Below are 19,403 nucleotides of genomic sequence, written 5' to 3'. Positions count from 1 at the left end.
CGAGACATAAAAAAAGGGCGGTCAGTTGACCGCCCTTTTCCTGTTCCGCTAAGGGATTATTCCCACTCAATCGTCGCCGGGGGTTTGGACGAAATGTCGTAGGTCACCCGGCTGATGCCCGGGATTTCGTTGATGATGCGGCTGGAAACCAGTTCCAGGAACTCGTAGGGCAGGTGCGCCCAACGAGCGGTCATGAAGTCGATGGTTTCCACGGCGCGCAGGGCCACCACGTATTCATAACGGCGGGCATCGCCGACGACGCCAACAGATTTCACCGGCAAGAACACAGCGAAGGCCTGACTGGTCTTGTGGTAAAGGCCGGCGGCGCGCAGTTCTTCAATGAAGATGTGGTCCGCCAGACGCAGGGTATCGGCATATTCTTTCTTCACTTCGCCGAGAATACGTACCCCCAGACCCGGGCCCGGGAAGGGGTGACGGTAGACCATGTCGTAGGGCAGGCCCAGCTCCAGGCCGATCTTGCGCACTTCGTCCTTGAACAGTTCACGCAGCGGCTCTACCAGCTTGAGCTTCATGTCTTCCGGCAGACCACCCACGTTGTGATGGCTCTTGATCACGTGGGCCTTGCCGGTCTTGCTGGCGGCAGACTCAATCACATCCGGGTAGATAGTGCCCTGGGCCAGCCAGTTGGCATTCTTCAGTTTGCTGGCTTCTTCGTCGAAGATATCAATGAAGGTGTTGCCAATGATCTTGCGCTTCTTTTCCGGGTCGGCTTCGCCGGCCAGTTTGCCCAGGAAGTTGTCTTCGGCGTCCACACGGATGACTTTTACACCCATGTTGTCGGCAAACATCTCCATGACCTGATCACCTTCCTGGTGACGCAGCAGGCCGTTATCCACAAACACACAGGTAAGCTGCTTGCCGATCGCCTTGTGGAGCAGGGCCGCTACCACAGAAGAATCCACACCCCCGGACAGACCGAGAATGACGTCGTCAGACCCCACCTGCTCACGGATGGTCTCGATGGCATCGTTGATAATGTTGCTAGGCGTCCACAGAGCCTCACATTCGCACAGCTCGCGAACGAAGCGCTCCAGCAGGCGGCCACCTTGCAAGGTGTGCGTCACTTCCGGGTGGAACTGGATACCATAGAAACGCTTTTCATCGTTGGCCATGCCGGCAATCGGGCAGCTACCCGTGGTAGCGATGGTCTGGAATCCCGCCGGCATTTCGCCCACGCGATCACCGTGACTCATCCACACATCAAGGTATTCCTTGCCCTGCTCTTCATGGTCAACAATGCCGTCCAGCAGGCCATTTTTTTCCGCCTTTTCCACACGGGCATAACCAAACTCATGCTTCTCGCCGGCAATGACCTTGCCACCCAGCTGCTCGGCCATGGTCTGCATGCCGTAGCAGATACCCAGCACCGGCACGCCGGCGTCGAACACTGCTTCAGGGGCCCGTGGGGTTTGCGCAGCGGTGACCGACTCCGGACCACCAGACAGGATGATGCCCTTGGGCGCAAACTCGCTGATTTCCTCAGCGGTCATGTCGAAGGCACGAATCTCACAGTAGACACCGATCTCACGCACACGGCGGGCAATCAGCTGGGTGTACTGGGAACCAAAGTCCAGGATGAGGATGCGCTGGGCATGAATATCTTGCATGGGGTTCTATCCCGCGGTGGTTGCCGACGGTTGGCGCCGGGCCTGTTGGTTACGGGTCTGACGTCGGATGTCTGACGTCGGACGCTTTGAAAACAAAACGGCCGGAGATAACCCCGACCGATTCCGGCGTCAGACGTCTGACCTCAGACGTCCGACCACTTTACACAAATCACCCAACCGGGTAATTCGGAGCCTCTTTCGTAATTGTCACGTCATGCACATGGGATTCCTTCATGCCCGCATTGGTGACCTTCACGAACTCCGGCTTGGTGCGCATGTCTTCCACGGTGGCACAACCGGTGTAACCCATGGAGGCGCGCAGCCCACCCATCAGCTGATGCACGATGGCACTCATTGGGCCCTTGTAGGGGACGCGACCTTCGATACCTTCCGGCACCAGCTTCTCGATGCCGGCAGCGGCATCCTGGAAGTAGCGATCGGAGGAACCGGTCTTGCCGGACATGGCCCCCAGGGAACCCATGCCACGATAGGCCTTGTAGTAGCCACCCTGGAACAACTCCACTTCGCCCGGCGCTTCTTCCGTGCCCGCCAGCAGAGAGCCAATCATGATGGCACTGGCGCCAGCCGCCACAGCCTTGGCGATATCACCTGAGAAACGGATACCACCGTCAGCGATCAACGGCACACCGGTGCCTTGCAAGGCAGCGGCCACATCGGAGATCGCTGTGATCTGCGGCACACCGATACCGGCTACGATACGGGTGGTGCAGATGGAGCCGGGGCCGATGCCCACTTTCACCGCATCCGCGCCAGCCGCCACCAGATCTTTTGCTGCAGCGGCCGTGGCGATGTTACCGCCGATGACCTGCACTTCCGGGAAATGCTTCTTCACCCAGGCAACACGATCAATCACACCTTGGGAATGCCCATGGGCAGTGTCGACCACAATGACGTCCACACCGGCCTCTACCAGTGCCGCCACACGCTGATCGGTACCTTCGCCGGTACCTACCGCCGCGCCCACTCGCAGGCGACCTTGAGAGTCTTTACAGGCGTTAGGGTATTTGCGGGCTTTTTCGATGTCTTTCACGGTGATCATGCCGCGCAGCTCGCCGGCATCGTTAACCACCAGCACCTTCTCGATGCGATTCTTGTGAAGCAGCAACTGAACTTCGTCAGCACCGGCGCCTTCCTTCACAGTCACCAGCCGATCCTTGCCGGTCATGATGTCCTGAACGCGCTGGTCGAAATTAGTGACGAAACGGGTGTCACGGCTGGTGACAATACCCACCACCTTGTCGCCTTCCACCACCGGCACGCCGGAAATGTTGTTGGCTTCGGTGAGGTTAAGCAGTTCCGCCACGGTCGCTTCCGGCCCGATGGTGATGGGATCCTTCACCACGCCGGATTCGTATTTTTTCACCATGCGCACGTTACGCGCCTGGTCTTCCAAATCCATACTCTTGTGGAGGATGCCGATGCCGCCTTCCTGGGCCATGGTAATCGCCAGGCGGTGCTCGGTGACCGTATCCATGGCTGCAGATACCAGGGGAATGTTCAGGGAGATGTCCCGAGTCAACTTGCTCTTCAGGGACACATCCTTGGGCAGCACATTGGAATGGGCGGGTACAAGCAGAACGTCGTCGAACGTCAATGCTTCTTGCACGATTCTGAGCATATTGCACCGTAGGAAGTGAGGGGCTCCCGACATGAACCGCTGATTGGGGTTCTGGCGGGCGCACCCGGAGTTAAGGAGGAGGACCGGGTGCCGCCGGTTAAGGCGGCTGCGAACCCTCTCTACAACCCCTTGCTGCACGCAAGGGACGATACAGAGGCTCCCCGGGCCACCCCCGGAAATTAAGCGGGCGATTATACGACATTTCGTCCCCTGCACACAATCCAGACAGTGGCAGACGGCTGCAAAAATCGCTACTCTCCCGCGATGAGCTTTTCATCGCGTACCGACCCTCTCTCCATCAGCCAGCTGAACCTGGAAGCCCAGGGCCTGCTGGAGGGCTCCTTTGCACTGATCTGGCTGCAGGGGGAACTATCCAACTTTTCCCGTCCTGCCTCTGGTCACTGGTATTTCAGCCTCAAGGATTCCCGCGCCCAGATTAACGGCGCCATGTTTCGAAACCGTAACAGGCTGCTGGATTTCAACCCCCAGAATGGCCAGCAGGTGCTGGTGCGCGCCAAGGTCACGCTCTATGTTCCCCGTGGCAACTTCCAGATTGTGGTCGAACACATGGAACCCGCTGGACAAGGGGCACTCAAGGCCCAGTTCGATGCGCTCAAGGCCCAATTGCAGGCTGAAGGCCTGTTTGCCCAGGAGCGCAAGCAGGCACTGCCGGCCTGGCCCAACCAGATCGGCGTGGTCACGTCTCCCAGCGGGGCCGCCATCCGCGACATCCTTCAAGTACTCAAGCGCCGCTGCCCATCGATTCCAGTGGTCATCTACCCTGCCGCTGTGCAGGGTGCCGATGCTCCTGCTCAATTGAAGCAGGCCCTGCAGCTGGCTATAAGCCGCAACGAGTGCGATGTATTGATCATTGGCCGCGGTGGCGGTTCGCTGGAAGATTTGTGGGCCTTCAACGATGAAGCCCTGACACGGGCCGTGGCCGCTTGCCCCATTCCCATCGTCTCGGCAGTGGGGCATGAAGTGGACACCGGGCTCACCGACTTCGCCGCCGACTTGCGTGCCCCCACACCTTCTGCTGCCGCCGAACTGATCAGCCCTGACCTGTCGGTGGTGACGCAACGATTCGGCACACTACAACGCCGGCTCAAATGGGTCATGGCCCAGCAGCTGCGCACTCCCAAGGACCGCCTGCGTCATCTCACCCAGCGATTACGCTCACCGCGCCATCATCTGGAGCAGAGCAGCCAGCGACTGGATGAACTGCAGGCGCGCCTGCAACGGCAGATTCGTCATCATCTACGTTTAGCAGAAAGCCACCTGATGCCGGTGCAACAACGGCTGGCCCGGGTCTCACCCGAACGCCTGCTGGAAGACCGCCAGCAACGGCTGGAGAACCTCAGTCAGCGTCTGCCGCAACCCGTCACGCGTAAAATGGAACAGCGGCAACTGCAGCTGGCGAACCTGAGCAAGCGACTGGATACCGCCAGTCCGCTACAAACCCTGGCACGGGGTTACAGCATCAGCTTCAAGGGCAAACAGGCGGTACGTTCAGTGAATCAGCTGAAGCCGGGAGACACTGTCACCACACGATTGAAAGATGGGGAGTTCAGCGCCCGGATTGAGCACGTTCAGGGGTCAGATACGGGGTCAGCACCCGACTAAGCTGCTGGCGCCGGAAGGGCTTGGCAAGATGCGCATTCATGCCGGCACTGAGACAACGCTCCCGCTCTTCCTCCATGGCATTGGCGGTCAGCGCGATGACCGGCATGGGCACCCTGCCCTGCTCACGCTCCCACTGGCGTAATCGACGGGTCGCTTCCATGCCATCCATGACCGGCATCTGTACATCCATGAGGATGCAATCGAAATCCCGCTGCTCTACCTTGGTCAGCGCCTCCCGGCCATTCACTGCCGTCACCACGGTAACGCCCATTTGTTCCAGAATCCGCCGCGCCACCATCAGATTGACTTCATTGTCTTCTACCAGCAGCACCAGACCGTTGAGCGTTCGCGGCTCTTCATCATGTCCGATCAACACGATTTCACGGTCATCCGTGACTTCATGACGGTAGAACAACCGCAACGACACGGTGAAGGTACTGCCACCACCTTCCGAGCTGGACAGGGCCAGGGTGCCGCCCAGCATTTCACTAAGCCGCCGTGCAATGGCCAGTCCCAGACCGGTACCACCAAAACGCCGGGAGGTGGAGGAATCCACCTGGGAAAAAGCCTGAAACAAGCGAGACTGCTTGTCTTCGGGTATACCAATACCGGTATCCACCACCGACAGGTTCACGTCCAGCCAGTCTTCACGAACCTGGTGCGCTGTGGCGGTCACCGTAATGCCGCCTTCATTGGTAAATTTGATGGCATTGGAGATCAGGTTATTGAGCACTTGCCGCAACCGTGTCGGATCGGTACGCACCAGCTTGCTGCTGATCAGCGGGCTTTTCTCAAGGTGTAGATACAATCCCTTCTTTTCTGCCAGATAACGGAACGTGGACAGGCAGTTGTCCAGCAACGGGGCCAGCTCGAAGAACACCGGATCCAGATCCATGCGGCCAGCTTCGATGCGTGAGAAATCAAGAATATCGTTGATCACATCCAGCAGGTGCCCGGTGGATTCCAGCGCTACCTGGGTATATTCATGCTGCTCTTCGCTCTGGCAGGTCTGCTCCAGTAATTGCAGCATGCCCAGCACGCCATTCATGGGGGTGCGCAGCTCATGGCTCATCATGGCCAGGAAATCACTCTTGGCCTGGCTGGCGGTCTGAGCCTGCTTGTGGGCGGCCTGCAGTTCATTGATCGCGCTCTGCTGATCGATCCTGGCCTCCTCAAGACTGCCCGCCAGCTGGTTGATATCGCTTTGCAGATCGCCCAGCTCGCCCTGCAGCGGGCTGTTACCGCGCACGTGGTAATCCCCGCCACGCAAGGTGCGCAACAGGCCGGACAGGTAATTGAGTGGCGAGGCAATCTGGCGCGTCAGATAGTGGGCGATCCAGAGTCCCAGAATCATGGCCGACAAGGCGGGAATCAGGCTCGCCAGCAGGATCTCTTTCTGTCTTGCCAGCAGCCGTGAACTGGACATACCCAGCACCACTTCACCGATACGCACCGGGGAATCCCGGGTCACGGCGGAAACGCGCAGGGTATCGGTGTCCAGAAGCGGCTGACGATAAATCCCGGAATGGAATTCGATGATGCTTGTGCCAGCCACCCGATCCTGGCGCCCTTCGTAGAGCAGCACCTTGCCATCGTTATCACGGAACACCACATACTGCAGGTCTGCCTGCTGCATGGCCAGTTGGGCCTGACGACGCAGGTCGCTGTAGTTGCCCGCCAGAACACCGTACTCCGATGACGACGCCAGCTGGGAAGCCATGAAACTGCCCAGCGCCTGCAAATCCCGGTCAGCATCCTCGAACCGTTGCCAGGTGAGCGCCACCAGCAACAGGCCCAGCATGAACAGCGCCGGGACCACGCCCAGTATCTGGAGCTGCTTGCGAATACCCGGCCCGGTCTTCACGGCATCACCTCCAGGGCAGAACGCAGGGCTTCGGAATCATGGAAACGCATGTCGAAACTGTTGGCCACATGCTCGTTCACGATCACCGACGGCGTATGCACAAACCCGGAACGACGAAAACGGCGACGCTGACTAAAGGCCTCGATCTGAATTAGTGTCTCGGACACCAGATCGCCGCCGCTGGCGAACAGGCTTGCAGCACTGCCTGCATGGACATAGCTCTGATCAGGACCAAACACCGGGCGCCGCAGCCGGTAACTGGTCAGCAGTACCAGCTTGGCACTGTCCGGACCAAATAGCTGTTCATCCACAGGCAGAACCAGTGCATCCAGCTCATCCAGCTCGTCACGCAACACACGCCCTAGCTGCGTCTGATCATCCACCTTGAACAGCTTCAACCCCAGCCGGCCACGGTACTCCTTCACCGTGCCTTCCGACCAGGCACTGTTGCGACCAAGAATCACGCCCACATTGGCCGCGACCGGCATCATCAGCTGAAGCATGGCCAACTGATCGTTGAGAGCCACGCCCGCCCAGATCGCGGCGCAATGGCAGCCCTTGCGGCGCAACTTCTCTTCAAGCCCACGGCTGACAAATACGCCCAGCACAGGCTTGCCATAAGGAGCTGAACGGGAAAAGGCGTCATCACCCAAGGCGATGATCAGCTCGGCACTCTCCCCGGACGGGGCGAGGCGAATATCGGCATTGCTGCCCTGCAGGGCATTTACGAAGCCGCTTTTGAATGGGCCCTCAGCGGCCTGAACATAAATCAGAAGGTTCTGGCGAGCGAGCAGGGACTCCGACGATAACAACAGCCAGAGAAATAACAGCCAACATCCTTGTTGAACCCTCATGTCAGAACCTCACCGACATCCCGAGCCACATCCTGTCTTCGGCATATCGATTTTCTTCAAACACCAGTGGAGCCTTGTTCAGTGCATGCTGCACCACGGCCTTCCATTCCACTTCACTCCCTGCCAGCTGGTGCCGGAAACGGAGCTGCGCATCCACGCGCTCGAACACATTGTCATTATAGGCATCGAACAGATAGTACGCGGTACTGAAACCCCAGTTATCGGTAAGCTGCCAGGCCCACAGGAGGCTGGCGCTATCGCGCGCCGCCAGCCGGCCCTCCGTCTTCTTGTTGGTGCGGGTGTGGATATGCGCCCCGGTACCACGAACAAGATGGTTCACTGACGGGCGCCAGGTCAGCTGCGCCTCGGTCCCCTGGTGGAATACCTCACCTTCGTTGTTCGGTTCAAACTCGAAGGGATTAAGGGCATGGCTGAGCAGATTAGTGAGGGTTTCCTGGAAATAGCGGACATCCAGATCCAGCATGCGCAACTGCCCGAAATAACCGACTTCCCAGGAGCGTATTTCCTCAGGCTCCAGGGTGCCCGGGCTGGTGCGGGTGACGAAGAAATAGGCCGGAGACCAACCCAGAAGCCCATTGGCATCTGAGGCAAACGGCTGACGCATTTCATAAGCGCGGATATTGGTATGCGCCCGCTCCTCATAGATGTCCGGGGTGCGCACCGCTTCGGAATAGACATAGCGTAAACTGTGGCCCGGCAGAAAGCGCCAGTTCACTCCGGCCCGTGGGCTGAAGTGCTTGCCGCTAATCTCGTCGTGCTCCCAGTAGCCACCCAGGTTCACCAGCACATTGCGGATCACTTCCGCTGACAGGTTACCAAAAGCACGATAGCTCAGGTTTTCCTCGGTGCCAGAGAGATACGTCTGCGAGATGGCGCGATCCTGGCGCACATTCAGCCCACTGACCAGTCGCAAGCGGTCGGTGATCTGCAGAGTATCCTGCACCTCCAGATCGTAGCGTTCCTCCTGAATATCCAGCTCGTTGACGGCACAGAAATCTTCATTCAGGCCTGCCAGTGCACCGTAGCGGGAAAGCACCGCCGGGTTCGAGAGTGCGGCGCCAAGCGTGGCATCGATGTCACCATTATTGGCCAGAAACAGGTCTCGCAGCTCCCGGGAAAAGAACAGCCCGCCGCCGGGCCCGATCTGCCCGGTAACGGGATCAAAGTAACAGACCTTGAAGTCTGTCACTTCGTTGTTGTACTGCCCGTAGCCGGTGAGTTTGAGTTGGTGAGTCTGACTGAAGGCATGCTGCCACTCCAGTTGCAGGAAAGCGCGCTCGCCCTTCTGCACCGGGTCCTGACGGTATTCGCCCAGACTGGCAGCCCCTCCGTCCTGCAGCCGCTCCAGTCGACTGGTGCTGCCGCCCGCCTGAATAGCAAACGTATTTTTCTCATCAGCCGTCCATAGCCACTCGCTGTTCAGGGTTTCAATGCGCTTGGCGTCCGGGAGCTTGCTGCCCTCCAAGGGTTCGTCGTAACCATCATCTGCACGGCGTGCCACTGAGGCCCGCCAGGCCATATCTTCACTTTGACCGGCGGCAGCAGCGCGGCCATCGCGTATTGCGTTGTTGCCTGCTGCGATGGAAATACTGTTACCACTGATATCGCGGGGATCACGGGTAATGATGTTGATAACGGCAGTAAAGGCGTTGGCTCCGTAGGCTGCTGCGGCGGGGCCACGGGTGACTTCGATGCGCTCCACATCCTGAATATCCACCGGCATGTCATTCCAGTTCACCCGGGAAAGACCGGGTTGGTACTGGCTGCGACCATCAAGTAGCACCAGCATGCGGCGGGTATCACGGGCCTGGGTGCCGTGATAGGCCACGGTGGGCACATTGCCATCCACCTTCACGGCAGACATGCCTGGCACCAGTTTGAGGACTTCGTAGAGTTCGCGAGCGCCGCTGGCTTCGATCAGATTACGGTCAATCACCGTGACACTGGCAGGGGCTTCTGACTGGGGCTGGCTGACCCGTGCAGGAGTCAGCACCATGGTGGAATTGCCATCAAGGGGCATCATGGGCTCCATGGCCCATGCCGCTGGCGACAAGACGATTGCCGTTATTGCTCCCCACATCCCCCGACGTTTGATGGCAACTCCTCCCTGAAGTTAATGTCCTATTTTTTCATGCGTTTGATCATCCGACGCCGCTTGTGAGCCTGTCGATCGGTCAACACATTCTTCTTGCCCTCATAGGGGTTGGAGCCGGATTTGAACTCCAACCGAATGGGCGTGCCTTCCAGTTTCATTACTTCCCTGAAGCGATTTTCCAGGAAACGCTTGTAACTGTTTGGCAGGGATTCCGTGCGGTTGCCATGCAGCACAATGGTGGGCGGGTTGTTGCCTCCCATATGGGCATATCGCAGCTTGGCCCGGAAACGACCATTTCGGGGCGGCGGATGCCCGGCCAGAATGGACTCCATGATCCGGGTCATCTCGTTGGTGCCGATCTTGATGAACGCACTGTCCCACGCCTTCTCCACCATACCCCAGAGATCGCCCACCCCGGTACCATGAAGCGCCGAAATGAACTTGATCTTCACCCAGGGAGCAAATTCCAGCCGGCGGCCCAGTTCGATTCGCACCCGCTCCTTGTGGTCGGCATCCAGCCCGTCCCATTTGTTAACCGCTATCATAAGGGCGCGACCGCTATCGAGAACATAACCCAAAAGATGCAAATCCTGGTCGGTGATCCCTTCCCGGGCATCAATCACGACCACCACCACCTGGGCAGCATCCACTGCCTGCAAGGCCTTGATGACCGAGAATTTCTCCACCATCTCGAACACCTTGCCACGGCGTCGCACTCCGGCGGTATCGATCAGGGTGTAAGCCTTGCCCATCCGCTCGAAGGGCACCTCGATGGAGTCACGGGTGGTGCCGGCGTGATCGAACACCACTACCCGTTCTTCACCCAGCATGCGATTGATCAGGGTGGACTTGCCCACATTGGGACGCCCCAGTACCGCCACCCGGATGCTGCCATCGTCGGTATCGACCGGCTCACCCTCTTCATTATAGTAGGGCTCAAGATCCGGGAACGCTTCCAGCACGGTTTCGATCATGCTGCGCACGCCTCGACCATGGGCCGCTGCGATGGGCAACACCTCGGTCATGCCAAGGGCGTAAAAATCTGCCATGGCGGTGTCCGGGTCGATGCCGTCGGTCTTGTTGACCACCAGATAGGTCGGTTTGGGGAGCTTGCGCAGTTCATTGGCAATCTGCTCGTCCGCCGCAGTGAGGCCTGCCCGGCCGTCGACCAGGAACATCACCAGATCCGCTTCGCCAACGGCTGCCAACGATTGTTCGGTCATCGGTACATCAATGCCGTCGTCGTTTTCACCGATCCCGCCGGTATCCACCACGGTATACAGGTAGTCGCCAAGCCTGCCGTCACCGTATTTACGGTCACGGGTAAGGCCGGGAAAATCTGCCACCAGGGCATCCCGGGTCCGGGTCAGACGATTGAACAGGGTGGATTTGCCCACATTGGGCCGCCCCACCAGGGCGATAACCGGCTTCATAGGTGTCTCTACAAGAATGTTTGGGCGCTATGGTAACGCAAATCGGAGTGTAAGGCGGAGAGAAGAAAACGGGATTATCTGCTGGCAGGACGGGAACACTCCCCCTCAGGGACGTAACAGGAATGCCCCGGAACCCTTGCAGGGTCATGGGGCAGGACAGGCCATGCGCCTGCCCACTGCCTCACTTGACCTGCGGTCTTATTCTTCCTCATCCGAGGAGAACACCCGCTTCCAGAACGACGGCTTGCGGGGGGTCAGCTGATAGGCCGAGAGCTTGCCATCAAAGCCAACCACATAAAGCACATCGTCATAGCCCACCGGGGTACCGGCGAAACCATCACCATCATGACGCTCGCGGGCGACAATGCTGCCGTCTTCCGCATCCAGCCAGTGGATATACCCCTCGAAATCACCCACTGCGACCAGACCATCCTGGTAGGCCGTGCCGGTAAGACGACGGCCATAGAGCTTGTCCTGCTTCCAGAGCACAGCACCTCCGCGCTGGTCTACCGCGCGCACCACCCCCACATCATCGGCGACGAACAAGCTGCCGGCGCCGTTGCTGCTGATCGCGGTGGCACTGGACATGGGCTTGTCCCAGTACTGACGCCCGGTATCCTGGTCCATGACGCTGATCTTGCCCTGGAAGCTGACAGCAAACACTCCGCCGCCTTCCACAATCAGATTGCCATCCACGTCAACCAGGCGATCAAGTTCCGAACGACCAGTGGCCTCCGCGATGCGCTTTTCCCAAACGGGGACTCCACCCGCAAGATCCAGTGCCACCACCTTGGCGTTGGCAAAGCCCGCGTAAACCTTGTCCCCAGCAATCGTGGGTTGGGCAAGGCCACGCAGGGTCAGGGTCGGGGGTGGAGTTTCATAATCCCAGCGCTGCTCGCCGGTTTCCGCATCCAGGCCTGCAACATGGCCATCCTGAGTCTGGAAAATGGCCAGATTGCCGTCACTCACCGGAATGGCCAGCGCCTCACCGGTGAGCTGGGTACGCCAGCGTGTTTCGCCCGTCTCTGCATCCAGCGCCACGGCCATGCCCTCACGGGTGCCGTAGAGCACCATGCCATAGCCGGCATAGAAACCACCGGCGATCCGGTCACCGGTTTTTATTCGCCATTGGCGCTTGCCGGTCTGACGATTGATGGCATACACCCGGCCTTCCACATCACCAGCCACTACCTGTTGTGTTGTCACCGCAGGGCGCAGGGTCAGCTGGCTATCCTGAAGGCCATCGCCCACCCCTTCGCTCCACAGCCGTTTTACCTTGTAGCTGGCCTGAAAGTCGGGCAGATCGTTGGGTTCAATGGCATTGGGGTTGGAGCTGCAGCCAGCCAGCACAAGGCCGGCCAGCAACAGGGGAAGCAGAAGGTTTTTCATGAAAATCCTGTTCAGGAAGCGGTATTCAGATCATCAAGTTTCATCTGCACACGGTCTTTTTCACCACCGTCCTGCAGGACTTCCAGAGCCTCGGCATAGTGGCCCTGTGCGGCAGCCAGATCACCCTGACCCTTGGCCACGTCACCACGCAGCTCCAGCGCCATGCCGTTAAACGCTTTCGGGAAAGTCGCACCGAGTACAGATTCTGCCTTGTCCCACGCCTGCTGCTGCAGGTAGATGCGAGCCAGACGCAAGGAAGCGGTGTAGGTCAATTCGTCAGTGGCACCGTCATTGGCCACGTCTTCCAGCAGGGCTGCCGCCTGATCATAATCTGCCGCTTCAACAGCCACACTGGCCTTGGCCAGACGGGCATGATCCGCATAGGCAGAGCCCGGATAGGCGTCGATCAGGGCATCTGCTTTAGCAGACACATCCTCGGCATTCGCCTCGGTATTGGCCAGCGTCTCCAGCATGCTCTGATACTGGGTTGATGCATCCGCAGACTGCTCGGCCTGATAGCCCTGCCACTCACGCCAGCCAATCAGCGCCGCCACGGCCAGCACAATGGTGATGATCGCGGCAGTACCGTTCTCTTTCCACCAGCTCTTGAGCAGTTCCGCCTGCTCTTCTTCGTCACGGATGTAATCGACCACCCTGATCTCCTTTCGTTTTTATGACCCGGAAGTGTTTTTCCCGGCGTTTGTTTATTTCGTATCCCAGGACGCTCTTATCGACGTCGGGAAGCAAGCTACAACGCGGCAAATGCCGTGCTTTTCAATTTCCGTCAACGCCGCGCCCGGGCTCATCGCGCCTTGTCGCTTGTAGCTGTCTTTATTCCAGAAACGATGTCAGCGCGTTGGCCACATCGCCCTGCGCCACCTGCGCTTGCTCGCCCTGCCCGCGCAAGGGCTTCACTGTCACCACACCACTGGCCAGCTCGTCTTCGCCGATGATCAAGGCCACTGCAGCGCCGCTGCGATCGGCTTTTTTCATCTGGCTCTTGAAGCTGCCGCCTCCACAATGTAACTGCACACCCTTGCCCGGCAGTGCATCACGCAGCTCTTCTGCCAAGGCCATTGTGGGGGCCAGCACATCCCCCATGGCCATCACATAGACGTCCACCGGCGCGGACAGTTCCGGCATTTGTTGTTCGATGAGCAAAATCAGTCGCTCAACACCCATGGCGAAACCCACCGCCGGGGTCGGCTTGCCGCCCAGCTGCTCAACCAGGCCATCGTAACGGCCGCCAGCACACACAGTCCCCTGGGCACCCAGCGCGTCGGTGACCCACTCAAACACGGTCTTGCCATAATAGTCGAGGCCGCGCACCAGATACGGGTTCACTTTATAAGCAATGCCATTGGCATCCAGCAAGGCTTTCAGGCCGTCGAAGTGCTCGCGGGCGTCGTCGTTCAGGTAATCGGCCAGCTGCGGGGCATTTTCCAGTACCTGACGGGTACCGTTATCCTTGCTGTCCAGCACCCGCAACGGACTGCGCTCAAGGCGCTTTTGCGAATCCTCATCGAGCTGGTCGAAATTGGCTTTCAGGTAATCGACCAGCGCATCGCGATAGCGGGCACGGTCTTCGCTGTCGCCAAGGGAATTCAGTTCCAGGGTCACCTTGTCGCTCAGTCCCAGGGCCTTCCACAGCCGGGCCGTCATCAGGATCACTTCCGCATCAATGTCCGGACCGGTCATACCGAAGGTTTCCACCCCGATCTGGTGGAACTGGCGATAACGGCCAGCCTGGGGGCGCTCGTGACGGAACATGGGGCCTGTGTACCACAGGCGCTGCACCTGGTTATAGAGCAGGCCATGTTGTTCGCACGCTCGCACACAGCTGGCGGTGCCTTCCGGGCGCAGGGTCAGGCTGTCACCGTTACGGTCGTCAAAGGTATACATTTCCTTTTCGACGATATCCGTCACTTCACCAATGCTGCGCTTGAACAGGTCGGTCTGCTCGACGATGGGCATACGGATTTCCTGGTAGCCGTAGCTGGCCAGTACGTCGCGTACCTTGCCTTCCAGCCACTGCCACAGGCCGGTCTGCTCCGGCAGGATGTCATTCATCCCGCGGATGGAGGTGATTTTCTTGCTCACGAAAATTCCTTGCTAAAAACGTCGGACCTCCGAGGTCGGACGCCTGACAAAAAACCTGCCGGATTCAAACGTCCGACGTCAGACTCCCGACATCCGACTAATCATTCACTTCTGGCGATGATGCCTTTTTCCTCATCTTCGCGCTGTTTCTTTACCTTGGCCCGCACCATGCGTTCCAGCTCGTCCACCAGATCTTCCTTGGTAACGTGATGGCTCTTCTCACCGTTCAGATAGGAAAGATTGTTGGGCGTTCCACCGGTGAGGCCCACATCGGCCTCCCGCGCTTCACCGGGCCCGTTGACCAGACACCCGATCACCGCCAGATCCACGGATTCGTTGATATCTTCCAGTCGTGCTTCCAGCTCGTTGACGGTCTTGATCACGTCAAAGTTCTGCCGTGAGCAACTCGGGCAGGCAATGATGTTCACGCCCTTCTTGCGAAGGTTAAGACTCTTGAGAATATCGAAACCCACGCGGACTTCTTCCACCGGATCGGCGGCCAGGGAAACACGGATGGTATCGCCAATTCCGTCCATCAGCAGCGAGCCCAGTGCCACCGCCGATTTCACCGTGCCGGAGCGGAAGGTCCCCGCCTCAGTCACTCCCAGATGCAAAGGCTGCTCAATCTGCTGGGAGAGTTTGCGGTAGGCCTGCAGGGTCATGAATACGTTGGACGCCTTCACACTGACCTTGAAGTCCTGAAAGTCATGGCGATCCAGAATATCCACATGGCGCATTGCCGATTCCACCAATGCATCAGAAGTGGGCTCGCCATATTTGCGTTGCAATTCTTTTTCCAGAGAGCCGGCATTCACGCCAATACGAATGGGAATGCCTTTGTCCTTGGCGCACTGGATCACCGCCTTGATGCGGTCTTCCCGGCCAATATTGCCGGGATTGATGCGCAGACAATCCACGCCCCTTTCGGCCACGGCCAGGGCGATCTTGTAGTCGTAATGGATATCCGCCACCAGCGGCACATCCACACGCTTGCGGATCTCGCCGAAGGCGTCCGCAGCTTCCATACTCGGCACAGAGACGCGCACGATATCCACACCGGCGTCCTGGAGACGCTGAATCTGGCCCACTGTTGCCGCCACATCACAGGTTTCGGTGTTGGTCATGCTCTGCACGGAGATAGGTGCGTCACCACCTACCGGCACCTTGCCGACAAAGATCTGTCGGGTCTTGCGGCGCTCGATTTTGACTTCCGGTTCCATGGTATGTCTCGGTCTTGATCAGGGGAGCGTGAGTTTGACAACTCTACCGGGAGAATCCGTCGGCAAGGTGACAGCCTCTCCATTGAGCAACAGCTCGCTGATGGCGGCAGCATTACCGATTTTGAGGCTGAAAGGTCCCTTGCCATCCACCTGCATGGTAGTACCGGCAGGTTGTTCGCCCTGGCGCAGAACGCGGCCGTTGGCGTCTTTCACTTCCAACCAGCAATTGGCAGAGAAATCGAACACCAGCCGGTCAAGCCCGTTGGGGGCCAGCAGCGCCGGATCGATAGCAGGTTCCTGCTCTACCAACTCCTCGTCAATGGCTTCCTGCATCTCGTCAGTGGCCTGCTCGCCGGTGACTGCATCACTGCTGTCGGCCATGTCTGAGTCCACTACGCCGGCCTCATCATCGCCAGACTCCACAGGCGCATCCATAGCGTCCTGCTCGCCAGCATCCTCAGACATGTTGTCTTCCACCGGGGCAAAACCAGCTGTCTCCGGTTCGGAAGCCTTGTCGGGCCAGAGGGCCAGCACTGCCACTACCAGCAGGATCACCAGCCCCCCCCAAACCAGCGGACGTTTCAGCAGACCGGGCCTGCGAGGCAGGGCAGGCAGTTCCAGCGGCTTGTCAAAGGCGTCTTCATTAACCATCTGCTGAAAAGTGTTGGCCACTTCATCAGCAGGCAGGCCCAGTAGCCGGGCATAATTTTTCAGATAGCCCTTAACGAAAGTGGCCTCGGGCAAACGCTCGTAATCGTCGGCTTCCAGAGCAAGCAGGTAGGTATGGGACAGATGCATGCGCTTGGCAGCTTCTGCTGTGGTCCAGCCCATGGCTTCCCGGGCCTTGCGACAACGCTCGCCGGGTAACACGACCATTTTATCGCTCATTGTGCGCTCTCCCGTGCGGCGGTCCATTTCTGCCACTCACGAAACTCCGGTGAGCGACGGTAAAGGTTTTCCAGTGCCAGCGCATAGCTGGACTGCTGATCCTTGAAACCCAGTGTGGCTGCCAGCTGGGCCCCCAGCAACAGGGAACGGGGGCCCTGCTGATCAGTTCGCTGTGCATATTGCTGATAGTAATCCCAGGCCAGACGGGCACGGCCTTCCTTGAAATACAGATCCGCCAGCTCGATGTTCGGCACCACCGCCCGCGGGTTGAGACGCAGCGCCTTGATGAAGGCTTTCTGAGCCTCTTCATCCCGGCCCAGCTTCTGGTAGCAACGACCAATATTTTCCCAGGCACTGCCGCGGCCGGAATAGCTGGCATCGTTGGCCGCACGCTCAAAGCGCTTCAGCGCATCCTCGTAGTCGCCGCGGGAAAACAGCAAGGTGCCATAGTTGTTCTGGGCCGGAGAGTAGCTGCGATCGGCGCTGACCGCCTTTTTGTAGTGGTATTCTTCCATTTCCGGGTCTTGCTCGTACTTGTACAGCAAGGCCATGGCGTTGTGAGCCACGGCGCTGTTGTCATCAAGCTGCAAGGCACGGGAGAAATGTCGTCGTGCTTCAGCGGGATCACCCTGCTGAAGGTATTGGAGGCCGGCAGCAACCCGACTGGTGACTGCCTCGTCAACTTTGACTTCCCGTTGACCAGATTCCACCGTCACACACCCGGTGGAGAGAAGGCCTGCAATCAGCAGACCCAGGATACCGCGAATAAAAGGATTCATTACGCTTGCGCTGTATTATTATCCGTGTGTTCGGAGCGGTGAAAAATGGATTGTTTCCAGCGCTCACTGCGCCGGGTCCGGTCCTGCACCTGCCCCACCAGCTGACCACAGGCGGCGTCGATATCATCACCGCGCGTCGTCCTGACCGTAGTCAACAATCCATTGTCATTCAGATACTTATGAAACTCCAGAATATCGCTCTTGCGTGAGCGTTCATACCCCGCATGCGGGAAAGGATTGAACGGGATCAGATTCACCTTCACCGGAATGCCGTTAAGCAGTTTAACCAATTGGCGCGCATGTTCCGGTTTGTCGTTCACATCCCGGAGCATCACATATTCCATGGTGATGGTGTTGTGCTTGTGGGAAATGTTCTTGGTGTAACGCTTGCAGGCCGCCATCAACTCTTTCAGCGGGTACTTGCGATTCAGTGGCACCAGTTGATTGCGCAGCTCATCGTTGGGGGCATGCAGGCTTACCGCCAGCGCCACATCCAGATCCTGGCTGAGCTGGTCCATCCGCGGCACAACCCCGGAGGTGGACAACGTGATGCGCTTCTTGCCAATGCCGTAGCCCAGGTCATCTTTCATGATGCGCATGGCCGTGAGCACCTTGTCGTAGTTGAGCAGGGGCTCGCCCATGCCCATCATCACCACGTTGGTGATGGGGTGCTCACCCAGATTGCGGCGCGGCCCGAACGAACGACTGGCCTGCCACACCTGGCCGATGATCTCGGCACTGGTCATGTCCCGCTGGAAGCCCTGCTTGCCGGTGGAGCAGAAGCTGCAATCCACCGCACAACCCACCTGGGACGACACACACAAGGTGCCGCGGCGGCCATCGGGAATAAATACGGTTTCCACGGCACCGCCATTATCCAGTTCGAATACCCATTTGCGGGTACCGTCACGGCTGATGCTTTCGTGGGTCACTTCAGGGCCGCGGATTTCCGCCACCTCAGACAATTTCTGGCGCAATGCCTTGCCCACATCGGTCATTTGCTCGAACGAATCCGCCTGATGGTGGTGGATCCATTTCAGCACCTGCTGGGCACGAAACTTTTTCTCCCCCATATTCAGGAAGAATTCTTCCATTTGCGGGCGATCAAGGCCGAGCAGATTTACCTTCTGTTGGGCTGTCATAGCATTCTCCAGTCGGAAACCGGGTTTCCTTAAAACGCCAACCACGGCCAGAGGCCGTGGCTGGTATTGCACTCACGCCTTTATTAGCGGGTGCGCGGGCACAGTTCTTCGTCAGAGAAGAAGTAGGCCACTTCGCGGGCAGCAGACTCGGTGGAGTCAGAGCCGTGTACCGCGTTCTCGTCAATGGTTTGAGCGAAATCGGCACGAATGGTTCCGGCTTCCGCATCCTTCGGGTTGGTAGCACCCATCAGGTCACGGTTCTTGGTCACGGCATCTTCGCCTTCCAGAACCTGAACCACCACAGGACCGCTGGTCATGAAGGACACCAGATCCTTGAAGAAAGGACGCTCTTTGTGCTCGGCGTAGAAACCACCAGCCTGCTCGTCGCTCAGGTGTACCATTTTCATGGCAACCACTTTCAGGTCGGCCTTTTCGAAACGGGAAACGATGTCGCCGATAACGTTCTTGGCCACGGCATCAGGCTTGATGATAGAGAGGGTGCGCTCAACAGCCATCAGTCTGTTCACTCCAGATTTGCGTTAAATGGTCCTCGGAAACCCAATTGGTTCCCCGGGGCAATGACAGGGGTGATCGGCAGACTGGCAATGCAGCCCACGCAGCAACCCCCTGGAACCGGCGGATTATACGCAAGAGAGGCGAATTATGATACCGTTGCCGCCCCGTCGGACACGCACCGCCCCGCCGTCACCGAGAGCCGCCTTTATCTG

At 58.6% G+C, this 19,403-nt stretch carries 15 protein-coding genes; 1 reads left to right on the top strand and 14 read right to left on the bottom strand.

The genetic code is table 11. From position 1 onward, the window contains the following. Positions 1-56: 56 nt before the first annotated feature. Together guaA and guaB are read right to left on the bottom strand one after the other, a co-directional pair. Positions 57-1,628, bottom strand: coding sequence for a glutamine-hydrolyzing GMP synthase (gene guaA, locus GQF00_RS12885; RefSeq protein WP_161319558.1), 1,572 nt, complete (start codon positions 1,626-1,628; stop codon positions 57-59). Positions 1,629-1,797: 169 nt separating this feature from the next. Then, a complete protein-coding gene (gene guaB / locus GQF00_RS12880) occupies positions 1,798-3,267 on the bottom strand; it encodes an IMP dehydrogenase (protein ID WP_161319557.1) in 1,470 nt (489 codons plus the stop codon). A gap of 264 nt (positions 3,268-3,531) precedes the next feature. Here guaB and xseA point away from each other — a divergent pair, with 264 nt between their 5' ends. Beyond that, the gene (gene xseA / locus GQF00_RS12875) at positions 3,532-4,890 is read left to right on the top strand and encodes an exodeoxyribonuclease VII large subunit (protein WP_161319556.1); all 1,359 of its coding nucleotides are present in this window, start codon (positions 3,532-3,534) and stop codon (positions 4,888-4,890) included. Here xseA and GQF00_RS12870 read toward each other — a convergent pair. The 12 genes from GQF00_RS12870 to ndk all read right to left on the bottom strand — a co-directional run bounded on the left by GQF00_RS12870 (position 4,835) and on the right by ndk (position 19,190). Further along, positions 4,835-6,691: an ATP-binding protein gene (locus GQF00_RS12870; protein WP_161319902.1), complete on the bottom strand. Its 1,857-nt coding sequence runs from the start codon at positions 6,689-6,691 to the stop codon at positions 4,835-4,837. The genes xseA and GQF00_RS12870 overlap by 56 nt on opposite strands. A gap of 59 nt (positions 6,692-6,750) precedes the next feature. Continuing rightward, positions 6,751-7,608, bottom strand: a complete 858-nt coding sequence (locus tag GQF00_RS12865; RefSeq protein WP_161319555.1) for a hypothetical protein — start codon at positions 7,606-7,608, stop codon at positions 6,751-6,753. A gap of 1 nt (position 7,609) precedes the next feature. Continuing rightward, complete coding sequence (locus tag GQF00_RS12860) at positions 7,610-9,652, bottom strand: TonB-dependent siderophore receptor (RefSeq protein ID WP_161319554.1); 2,043 nt, start codon at positions 9,650-9,652, stop codon at positions 7,610-7,612. A 98-nt stretch (positions 9,653-9,750) separates the two neighbouring features. Beyond that, a complete protein-coding gene (der, locus tag GQF00_RS12855) occupies positions 9,751-11,157 on the bottom strand; it encodes a ribosome biogenesis GTPase Der (RefSeq protein ID WP_161319553.1) in 1,407 nt (468 codons plus the stop codon). A gap of 198 nt (positions 11,158-11,355) precedes the next feature. Beyond that, positions 11,356-12,546: an outer membrane protein assembly factor BamB gene (gene bamB, locus GQF00_RS12850; protein ID WP_161319552.1), complete on the bottom strand. Its 1,191-nt coding sequence runs from the start codon at positions 12,544-12,546 to the stop codon at positions 11,356-11,358. Between the two features lie 11 nt (positions 12,547-12,557). Beyond that, a complete protein-coding gene (locus GQF00_RS12845) occupies positions 12,558-13,199 on the bottom strand; it encodes a YfgM family protein (RefSeq protein WP_370519501.1) in 642 nt (213 codons plus the stop codon). A 178-nt stretch (positions 13,200-13,377) separates the two neighbouring features. Beyond that, positions 13,378-14,646 (bottom strand): histidine--tRNA ligase, encoded by a 1,269-nt coding sequence (gene hisS, locus GQF00_RS12840; RefSeq protein WP_161319551.1) that lies wholly within the window; start codon positions 14,644-14,646, stop codon positions 13,378-13,380. Between the two features lie 101 nt (positions 14,647-14,747). Next, the gene (ispG, locus tag GQF00_RS12835) at positions 14,748-15,866 is read right to left on the bottom strand and encodes a flavodoxin-dependent (E)-4-hydroxy-3-methylbut-2-enyl-diphosphate synthase (protein ID WP_161319550.1); all 1,119 of its coding nucleotides are present in this window, start codon (positions 15,864-15,866) and stop codon (positions 14,748-14,750) included. A gap of 18 nt (positions 15,867-15,884) precedes the next feature. Beyond that, positions 15,885-16,754 (bottom strand): RodZ domain-containing protein, encoded by an 870-nt coding sequence (locus GQF00_RS12830; protein ID WP_161319549.1) that lies wholly within the window; start codon positions 16,752-16,754, stop codon positions 15,885-15,887. Then, complete coding sequence (gene pilW, locus GQF00_RS12825; RefSeq protein WP_161319548.1) at positions 16,751-17,533, bottom strand: type IV pilus biogenesis/stability protein PilW; 783 nt, start codon at positions 17,531-17,533, stop codon at positions 16,751-16,753. Before pilW ends, GQF00_RS12830 begins: the two co-directional genes overlap by 4 nt. Beyond that, on the bottom strand, positions 17,533-18,675 hold the full coding sequence (gene rlmN, locus GQF00_RS12820; RefSeq protein ID WP_161319547.1) for a 23S rRNA (adenine(2503)-C(2))-methyltransferase RlmN: 1,143 nt from the start codon (positions 18,673-18,675) through the stop codon (positions 17,533-17,535). The genes pilW and rlmN overlap by 1 nt, the downstream gene beginning before the upstream one ends. Before the next feature lie 83 nt (positions 18,676-18,758). Then, the gene (gene ndk, locus GQF00_RS12815) at positions 18,759-19,190 is read right to left on the bottom strand and encodes a nucleoside-diphosphate kinase (protein WP_161319546.1); all 432 of its coding nucleotides are present in this window, start codon (positions 19,188-19,190) and stop codon (positions 18,759-18,761) included. Between the last annotated feature and the right edge of the window lie 213 nt (positions 19,191-19,403).

This window comes from Alcanivorax sp. DP30 (assembly GCF_009882945.1).
Classification (GTDB): domain Bacteria; phylum Pseudomonadota; class Gammaproteobacteria; order Pseudomonadales; family Alcanivoracaceae; genus Alcanivorax.
This window is presented reverse-complemented; position numbering and strand designations above follow the sequence as displayed.

Coding starts and splice junctions, on each gene's coding strand:
- rlmN (WP_161319547.1), bottom strand. CDS start 18,675: ATGACAGCCCAACAGAAGGTAAATCTGCTCGGCCTTGATCGCCCGCAA.
- guaA (WP_161319558.1), bottom strand. CDS start 1,628: ATGCAAGATATTCATGCCCAGCGCATCCTCATCCTGGACTTTGGTTCC.
- GQF00_RS12860 (WP_161319554.1), bottom strand. CDS start 9,652: ATGATGCCCCTTGATGGCAATTCCACCATGGTGCTGACTCCTGCACGG.
- GQF00_RS12830 (WP_161319549.1), bottom strand. CDS start 16,754: ATGAGCGATAAAATGGTCGTGTTACCCGGCGAGCGTTGTCGCAAGGCC.
- pilW (WP_161319548.1), bottom strand. CDS start 17,533: ATGAATCCTTTTATTCGCGGTATCCTGGGTCTGCTGATTGCAGGCCTT.
- ispG (WP_161319550.1), bottom strand. CDS start 15,866: ATGGAACCGGAAGTCAAAATCGAGCGCCGCAAGACCCGACAGATCTTT.
- xseA (WP_161319556.1), top strand. CDS start 3,532: ATGAGCTTTTCATCGCGTACCGACCCTCTCTCCATCAGCCAGCTGAAC.
- guaB (WP_161319557.1), bottom strand. CDS start 3,267: ATGCTCAGAATCGTGCAAGAAGCATTGACGTTCGACGACGTTCTGCTT.
- GQF00_RS12865 (WP_161319555.1), bottom strand. CDS start 7,608: ATGAGGGTTCAACAAGGATGTTGGCTGTTATTTCTCTGGCTGTTGTTA.
- der (WP_161319553.1), bottom strand. CDS start 11,157: ATGAAGCCGGTTATCGCCCTGGTGGGGCGGCCCAATGTGGGCAAATCC.
- GQF00_RS12870 (WP_161319902.1), bottom strand. CDS start 6,691: ATGCTGGGCCTGTTGCTGGTGGCGCTCACCTGGCAACGGTTCGAGGAT.
- bamB (WP_161319552.1), bottom strand. CDS start 12,546: ATGAAAAACCTTCTGCTTCCCCTGTTGCTGGCCGGCCTTGTGCTGGCT.
- ndk (WP_161319546.1), bottom strand. CDS start 19,190: ATGGCTGTTGAGCGCACCCTCTCTATCATCAAGCCTGATGCCGTGGCC.